The 1,516-nt window shown below is 55.0% G+C and carries 1 protein-coding gene; it reads right to left on the bottom strand.

What is annotated here, in order from left to right; genetic code table 11:
* On the bottom strand, positions 1-1,507 hold a 1,507-nt coding region (locus tag EAE91_RS23390), incomplete at its 3' end, for an AMP-binding protein (protein WP_422615671.1).
* Positions 1,508-1,516 lie beyond the last annotated feature (9 nt).

The raw sequence follows: 1,516 nt of genomic DNA, 5'->3' as shown, positions 1-1,516 counted from the left end.
CCCAGACTTCAAACGTGCTGGCGTCAAACGCCGGATTAGCGGCAAAAGCCACCCGATCATCCGGCCCGATGTCAGCATAGCCATTATTGATAACCAGCCGGACTACCGCACGATGCGGCACCAACACTCCTTTGGGCGTCCCGGTAGAACCGGAGGTGTACATGATATACGCCAGTTCGGTGCTGGCACGCGGTAAGTCAAGGTTAAGATGATCTTCCTCGCGGCCCGTGTCTGTCTCATCCGAGAGACGAAGCAGCGGCACAGCCAGGTTAGCCGGAATATCCGCCTGTGTATCGGCAAGCAACAATCTGGCGGCACAATCACTTATCAGCCAGTTTTTCCGCTCATCCGGCACACTGGGATCTATCGGCACGTAAACGGCACTGGCTTTGAGAATCGCCAATTGCACCACCACCAGTTCCATCGAACGCGCTAGCAGAAACGCAACATGATCACCGGGACACACCCCCTGTTCAATGAGCTGACGCGCCAGCCGGTTAGCGCGGGCATTCAGTTCCATATAACTGAAGGCGTTATCTCCCGCTATCAGTGCCGTCGCTTCTGGGGTTTTCTCCACCTGTTGTTCAAACAATTGATGAATGCATAACGCCTCAGGATAGGCGGTTTTAGTCGCGTTCCAGGTTTCCAGTAACAACCGGCGTTCAGCCTCTGGCAACAAATTAAGCTGCCCTACGGGGATTTCATCATTCGCCCTTTTTGATGCCGCCAGCACCTGCAAATGTTCGCCCATCCGCCGAATCACTTCCGGGCTCAGGCGATTTTCATCATAGATCCAACGGAAACCGCCCTGCGAATTTATCTGGAATGTCAGCAATTCGCCGGATACCGCCTGCTCACCCGATTTATCATCCTGTATCACAGAAACGGCGATCTGCCACGGCCGGCTTGTGCTTAATGCCGGGATAGCCCGCAGTGAAGGAGAGCGGGAAAGAAGATCACGACTAAATGTGCGGTACCGCGCCAATCGGGCCAGCTCGTTATCCATCCAGTCAGCTACCACGGACCACGGCTTATCAAACGCCACCTCAACAACCATCGGCACCACCGATGACAACCCGGTCCATATCTCTGGTTTATCTTCTGCCCCATCCACACACCAGCCAATTTGCAGTTCAGTCTGCTGAGTCAAACGCGCCAGGTAGATAACGAATACCTGCAACAGTGTCTGTAATGGGTCTTCTCCCACGTGTTCAGGCAGTGGAGGCTGCCAGGGGCTGATGCCCCATTGAGGTTCAGCCTGTTTCCCGGCCATTTCAAAAGGCAACTGGAGCGGTTGTAAAGCAGCAAGACGCTCACACCAAAATGGCTCACTGGGCGCGAGTGCCTGAAGGGTCTCTTTTACATGCTGAGTCTGTTGTGAGGAGAGTGAAGGAAGCTGTTTGCCCGGTCTCAGTTCCGCTATCTCGGCAAGCTCTCTGGCAGACAACAACTGCCCTTCAAGGGTGGCGAATCCCCCGATCCGCACATCCTCACTGCCGGTCGTCACCTGCCAGGC

Origin of the sequence: Photorhabdus noenieputensis (assembly GCF_018448935.1) — a bacterium.
Classification (GTDB): Bacteria; Pseudomonadota; Gammaproteobacteria; order Enterobacterales; family Enterobacteriaceae; genus Photorhabdus; species Photorhabdus noenieputensis.
Note: the sequence above shows the minus strand (reverse complement) of the source record. Positions and strands in the feature narration are given on the sequence as shown.